Origin of the sequence: Paenibacillus oryzae (genome assembly GCF_001675045.1) — a bacterium.
In the GTDB taxonomy this organism is placed as follows: domain Bacteria; phylum Bacillota; class Bacilli; order Paenibacillales; family Paenibacillaceae; genus Pristimantibacillus; species Pristimantibacillus oryzae.
This window is the reverse complement of record NZ_LYPA01000028.1, coordinates 91228-97529: the sequence shown is the minus strand read 5'-3', so window position 1 is coordinate 97529 and position 6302 is coordinate 91228. Positions and strand designations below refer to the sequence as shown.

Sequence of the window (6302 nt, the reverse complement as noted above, 5' to 3'; positions counted from 1 at the left end):
TTTATTTGTCATACGTCAAATTTAGTATACCAAAAACCGTTATCCAATAAAACAGCCTATTGACAAAGTATTAGCTGGTTTCCTTTTTATGCAACATTTTTTCCATTATTTGCGTTGAATTAATGAACCGTTATTTTGCAGAGAGAAGGGGGGGAACGTTCCATGTCTAGATTTAGGATCAAAAGCCTTTACATGCTATTGATTTTTGCGGTAGCCATCGGGCTGCTGGCAACGGCGCCAGAGCGGGCACATGCTTGCAGCTGCGCAATGAATGCTGATGTAAAGACATCCTTGGAGAACCATAATGCTGTTTTTGAGGGAACGGTAACAGCAAAGAAAGAACCAACAGCTCTCTTTTTTTCTTCCTCAGCCGATCCTGTAACCTATACGTTTAAGGTGAATGAGGTTTGGAAGGGCAAGGTTGCTCCCTCCATAACGGTAACCTCTGCTTGGAGCTCAGCCAGCTGCGGCTTTGAGTTCAAGGAGGGCAGTCGCTATCTCGTTTACGCCCGTGACAACGGCAAAACGCTGGAAGTAAGCCTGTGCAGCCGTACGGCTGCCTATAGCTCAGCCAGCGGCGATCTGGCCGAGCTTGGAACTGGCTCAACGCCGCCACAGCCGCCATATTCACCGGATAGCCAAGGCGGTTTTATCTGGTGGATTATAGCTGCTGCAGCCGCGTTGTTTGCCGGCGCGGGGGCTATTGCTGTTTACCGCCGCAAATCTGCCCGCCGCTTTTAACCATTGTCTGGTTTAGATAATCAGGAATATAGCAACGACGGTAGTAACGGCAAGACCCAGCAGGACGGGCTTGATGTTTCTTCGCGCCAGCTCGAATGGGCTGACGCCGCAGATAGCGGCTGCGGGAATAAGAGCCCAAGGAATAATCGTTCCGCCGCCAACCCATATTGCGGCAACCTGGCCCAGCGCGGTTAAGGTTGCTACGCCGGAACCGATAGCCTGACCGAAGAGCAGGGCGATGGATCCGGCTAGTGAAATGCCGGAGAAGCCTGATCCGTCAAGCCCGGTCACTGCGCCAACCAGTGTGAGCGTAACGGCGCCAACTGCGCCGTTTACCGGCACTTCATGAGCCAATGCTATACCTAAATCGTTGACTATGCCGCTTGAGCTTTCCGGCAGGCGCGAGCCGAACAATTCGAAAAAGCCGGAATCGCCTAAATAGAAAAAGGCTGCAATAGGTATAACAGGGCCAAATACCCGAAAGCCGAACAAAAAACCTTCGATTAAATATCCCGTTGTTTTCTCCAGCCCTTTGCCCCGATGGGCCAACATCGTAATCACAAGCATGATCATAATGGACGTACCGCCAATTAAAGCGGTGGCATCTCCGCCTTGAAGATCAAGCGCAAACATCGCGGCTACATTTAAGGCATATAATAACGGAATGATGGCAGCCAGCACCTTTTTGGAGGTGTGGGACAACACATTTTCTATTTCCTCGCCGCCGGAAGGATCATTTTCATGGTGAGCATCATTATGCTTAGCCGCTTTTCCGTCCTGAATCAAGCCGCTTCTCCATGTTCCCAGACGCTGGTCGCGTTTCATCATCCAATAGGCCGCCACTGTCGTAACGGTTCCCATAACTAAAACCAGAGGAATGCTTGCCGCCATAACCTCGTTCACTTGAAGCCCGGCCGCGTCGGCTGTCAGCTTGGGAGCGCCTTGTATGATATAATCTCCCGAAAGCGCAATTCCGTGTCCAAACAGGTTCATGGCCATTGCGGCCCCTAACGCCGGAAGGCCAACCCGGATCGCTACAGGGAGCAAGACGGCTCCAATTAAAGCGACTGCTGGCGATGGCCAGAAGAAAAGGGAAGCTACCATCATAATGAAGCCGATTCCCCAGAAGGCCATTGCCGGCGTACGGATCAGCCTTGCAAAAGGAGCAATCATCATTTCGTTGATGCCTGTGCGAATCAAGATCCGGCTCATCGCAACGATGATCGAAATAATTAATATCGTGCTGATTAATTCCTTAATGGCATAAATAAAGCTGTTGAAAATGCCGCTGACAGAGCCTTGGGCGGTCGTTGTGGCAAGAATGCCCACTCCCAAAATACCCGCTACACAAATTAACGTCGTGTCCCGCCGCATCAGCATAAAGCCGATAATGCCTACTACAAAAGTCAAATACACGAAGTGCAGCGCCGTCAGTTCAACTGTCATATGCCCAGCCTCCCACAAATAGACGATAGCCGTCCAAGCGGTTACCGTAATGTATCGTATGCATGCGGACGATTAGACGTCAGCGGAAAAGGCGCCGTTTTGCAACTATTCTCTGCCTTTGTCAAACTTGTCTCTTCGGACATTGGAAAACATTGCGAAGCCCACTTGGCTATGCTATTCTACAAGGAATTGGGGATATGCCCGATATGATGAAGGGAAAGGAAGATATCAATATGGCAGTATGCAGTATTATTGAGGCCTCTATGACGTATACGAAGGAGGATGGCTATGTCGGCAAGGTGCAGTTTTCCGTGGAGGGCCACGTCAATCAATACGAAATGACATTGCACAGCAGAAAAGCGACAGAATGGGGATACGGCTTGTTTTTCTTGAATGAATCCGGTAACGAGGAGCAGCTGCTGGAGCTGGAGGAGGAGCTGGAGGAAAACGACGAGCTGTTCGATCAGCTTGTAGAAGCCGCAAAGGACAAGCTTGTTCGACTATAGAAGGAAATCAAAGGGTCCGGTAATCCGCTGTGCGACGGGCGGCATTGCTTAAAGAGAAGAGTCAATATCTCCATGCTCCTGCTGATCCCTATGCTTGTTACGGTACTGGTTATATTTGAAGGCCAATACGATCACGGCCACAAGACCCAGCAGCACGATTGCCCACATTCCGTATTGGTAAATCAGGTCCGCAAGCTCCCGCGCTTTATCGCCTACGACGGAGCCCAGGTAAAAATAAATCGAAGTCCAGACCAGGGCGGAGGGGTACGCGAACATGGCAAAACGGCCGTACTTCATGTTGTTGACTCCAACAACATAAGGGGTTACATGTCTGAGAAACGGCAAGCAAAGGCTGATGCTGATCGCATACCCGCCGAATTTGCCGCTTAATTCCTCGGCTCGTTCAATAAATCGCCCGATATTTTTTTTGCTGCGAAACCAGCTATTCAGCTTGTAGCCTGAAAAACGTCCAATGCTATAGCTGAAGGACATGGCGGAGCAGATGCCAAGAAACGTCATGATGTAAGCAGGAACCGGCGATAAAACGCCGGAGGCTGATAATGCGCCGCCGGTCATGACGACGGTTTCGTTCGGAATAGGCAGCCCAATCAAGCCCAGGCAAAGTACAAAAAACAAGGCCGCATAGCCGACCCGTTCAATAATTTCCAACAGCAAGTCGTATGCCATTCAACACGCGTCCTATTCCTCAAGTATTCATTCGGCAGGGCAATAGTCGGTAAATGTCCGGAAGGCGCATAAAAAGGCCGAATGTTAAGTTATACGCTGGATATGAAAAGATGTTCCTATAGGAGCCATTGATAACCTTTTTAACCTTTTCGTAACCTTTTGCCTAAGCTTCGCCTTTACAATGGAGAATAGTGTAAGGGAGGACTCGGAAGGCGGTTATGGAAGATGAACAATTTTCAGGCTAAAATAGATATTCTTAAAGGCATTGAAGCTACAGCGTACACGGTATGTCTTAAGCTGCTCGCCGATGAAGGGGCCGCATGCCGCGCCGCCCAAAGCGCGTTGATTGGCATATTCCGCGATCCGGCGTTCTGGAATGCGGACGAGCCCCAGCGTAACCGTTTTGTGCTGCGCCATTGCTTCTCCGTTTGTTCATCGCAATGCAAAAAGTCAGCCGTTTAGGCGATAATTATCAGTTTCTCTGCTTAAGTCAAGCGAAGGGAACAAAACTATGAATGCAAGCAGCCAATCGGGCTCCAGAAAAAAAGTAACGGTTGCTTTGTTTGTCGCAACCTTTCTGGCGGCCATTGAAGGAACAATCGTTGGTACTGCCATGCCCAAAATTACGGGAGAGCTGTCCGGCGTTCAGCTGTATAGCTGGGTCATCTCCATTTATTTGCTTGCCAGTGTTATTACTACGCCGATTTACGGGAAATTATCGGATTTGTACGGGCGAAAAACAATGTTTATCATTGGAGCTTCCATTTTCTTAAGCGGTTCCATGTTATCGGGCATAGCGCAATCGATGAGCCAGCTTATTTTGTTTCGCGGCCTGCAGGGACTGGGAGCTGGCGCTTTAACAACAATTCCTTATACTATTATCGGCGATCTGTATCCCTTCCAGCAACGGGCTAAGGTCCAGGGATGGATGTCCAGTATTTGGGGAATTGCCGGTATTTCAGGACCATTAATTGGCGGCCTGCTAGTCGATTATGTGTCATGGCGTGCCATATTTTATATGAATTTGCCGTTTGGCGCGGTTGCGCTATATTTGCTCTCCGTGTCCTTGAAGGATAAAGTGGAGCGAAAAAAGAAATATATCGACTACCCCGGTATTATTACCTTTGCCATCGGGATGTTCGGGCTGCTCTATGCTTTGAGTCTGGTGGGCGGCGAGACGGGACAGCAGGCTGGTTGGGCGGAGGTGCTGCCGTATTTTGCAATGGCGGTCATTTTCCTTTCGGCGTTTGCATGGATTGAAAAAAGGTCCCCAGAGCCGATGATCCCGTTTAAGCTGTTTCGCAATCGGGTCATCAGTATGGCAAACGGCATCAGCTTTCTGCTATGTCTGGTCAATGTCGCTGTTATTTTTTATTTGCCGCTGTGGTTCCAAGGGGTGGAGGGTTATTCCGCTACGTATTCCGGCATCTTGATGATTCCGTTGTCGATCGCCTGGCCGTTAGGCTCCATTCTGGCAGGCAATCTGATTGCCCGTCTGGGATTGCGGGCGATCAGCCTTCTGGCCGCTTGCCTGCTGCTTATCGGCAGCGCGGGTTTTGCGCTCGTTAGCAACGGGACGCCGATTGCGTTGTTGATCCTGTTTACCTTTTGCGCGGGCATGTCCTTTGGACTTGTACTGACCTCCATGACTATTGCTGTTACTTCATCTGTAGGGGCCGAGATTAGAGGCGCTGCGGTTGCCAGCAACAATTTTATCCGAACCTTGGGTCAAACGCTTGGGATTACGTTGTTTGGTCTGCTGCTGCACACGGGGGAGGCCAATGATATTGATCCTGTCGTGCTGGAGGCAAGCCTTCATCATATTTTTGTATGGGTGGCTTGGCTATGCGTCGGCGTATTGCTGCTTTCCTTTTTTGTGCCCAAGCTGGAGCATGAGCAGAACGAGCCGGGACAAAAAGCCGGGGCAAAGCAATCCTGATGTTTTGCAAGCAACCGAAGTTTGAAAGTAACTATTGAAAAAGAAACGGGGCAGAGCATTGAAATTTAGACCTTGTATCGATTTGCATGACGGAAAAGTAAAACAAATTGTAGGCGAAACGTTAAATGACGCCTTGGTGGAAAATTTTGTGTCGGGACATGATTCTGTTTATTATGCCGATATGTTTCGCAATGATCAGTTAACTGGCGGTCATGTCATTATGCTTGGCCCCGGTAATGAGGACGCTGCTTCGCGTGCGCTTCAGGCCTACCCCGGCGGGCTTCAGGTTGGCGGCGGCATCAAAGCCGAAAACGCATCGAAGTATCTGGAGATGGGGGCAAGCGCCGTCATCGTCACTTCGTATATTTTTCAAGGCGGGAAGCTCAATACGCAGAACCTGGATGCTATTTTGTCCGAAGTCGGCAAGGAGCGTCTGGTCATTGATTTGAGCTGTAAGGAAAAGGACGGCAAATGGTTTGTTGTGACGGATCAATGGCGAGTATTCAGCGATTTTGAGGTGAATCCGGCCAATGTGGCCTATCTGGAGTCGTATTGCTGTGAATTTCTGATTCATGCCGTGGATGTAGAGGGCAAACAAAGCGGCATTCAGCAAAGCCTGGTTCGGGATCTGGCTGCTTGGACCACCATACCAACAACGTATGCCGGGGGGGCCAGATCGCTTGCCGATATGGAGCAATTCAATGCCTTGTCGGAAGGCAAGCTGGACTTAACGATTGGCAGCGCGCTTGATATTTTTGGCGGTAAATTGCCTTACGCTGATGTAGTGGCATATAGCCGCAGCTTAAACGGCGGACAATAACAATAATTCAAGAAGTTGGAAGAAGACAACGGGAGTGGACGCTTCTCTTGCCGGCAACGGAGATAGAAGAGGAGCGTTTCGGTTGTCTTTTTTTATTGTACGACTATTCTGGCATGTTGCGCCTTTACTTTGCTATACTGGTTTTGCAGCTATGAATATGCGC

Annotated in this window: 7 protein-coding genes; 5 read left to right on the top strand and 2 right to left on the bottom strand. The window is 49.7% G+C overall.

From position 1 onward, the window contains the following. Positions 1–162: 162 nt before the first annotated feature. Positions 163–741, top strand: coding sequence for a hypothetical protein (locus A7K91_RS03290; protein ID WP_068679632.1), 579 nt, complete (start codon positions 163–165; stop codon positions 739–741). A gap of 12 nt (positions 742–753) precedes the next feature. On the opposite strand, the gene A7K91_RS03285 is transcribed toward A7K91_RS03290, so the two are convergent. Further along, complete coding sequence (locus A7K91_RS03285) at positions 754–2187, bottom strand: hypothetical protein (protein WP_068679630.1); 1434 nt, start codon at positions 2185–2187, stop codon at positions 754–756. 206 nt (positions 2188–2393) lie between these two features. On the opposite strand from A7K91_RS03285, the gene A7K91_RS03280 reads away from it, so the two are divergent. Continuing rightward, positions 2394–2693 (top strand): hypothetical protein, encoded by a 300-nt coding sequence (locus A7K91_RS03280; protein WP_245697207.1) that lies wholly within the window; start codon positions 2394–2396, stop codon positions 2691–2693. A 48-nt stretch (positions 2694–2741) separates the two neighbouring features. Here the strand turns inward: A7K91_RS03280 and A7K91_RS03275 are convergent, their stop codons facing one another. Further along, the gene (locus A7K91_RS03275; RefSeq protein WP_068679628.1) at positions 2742–3380 is read right to left on the bottom strand and encodes a DedA family protein; all 639 of its coding nucleotides are present in this window, start codon (positions 3378–3380) and stop codon (positions 2742–2744) included. A gap of 225 nt (positions 3381–3605) precedes the next feature. Here A7K91_RS03275 and A7K91_RS03270 point away from each other — a divergent pair, with 225 nt between their 5' ends. Genes A7K91_RS03270 through hisA form a run of 3 tightly spaced genes read left to right on the top strand, consistent with a single transcriptional unit; the run spans position 3606 to position 6139 of the window. After that, positions 3606–3842 (top strand): hypothetical protein, encoded by a 237-nt coding sequence (locus A7K91_RS03270; RefSeq protein ID WP_068679626.1) that lies wholly within the window; start codon positions 3606–3608, stop codon positions 3840–3842. Between the two features lie 49 nt (positions 3843–3891). After that, on the top strand, positions 3892–5319 hold the full coding sequence (locus tag A7K91_RS03265; RefSeq protein ID WP_068679624.1) for an MDR family MFS transporter: 1428 nt from the start codon (positions 3892–3894) through the stop codon (positions 5317–5319). A 58-nt stretch (positions 5320–5377) separates the two neighbouring features. Next, a complete protein-coding gene (hisA, locus tag A7K91_RS03260) occupies positions 5378–6139 on the top strand; it encodes a phosphoribosylformimino-5-aminoimidazole carboxamide ribotide isomerase (protein WP_068679622.1) in 762 nt (253 codons plus the stop codon). Positions 6140–6302: the final 163 nt, after the last annotated feature.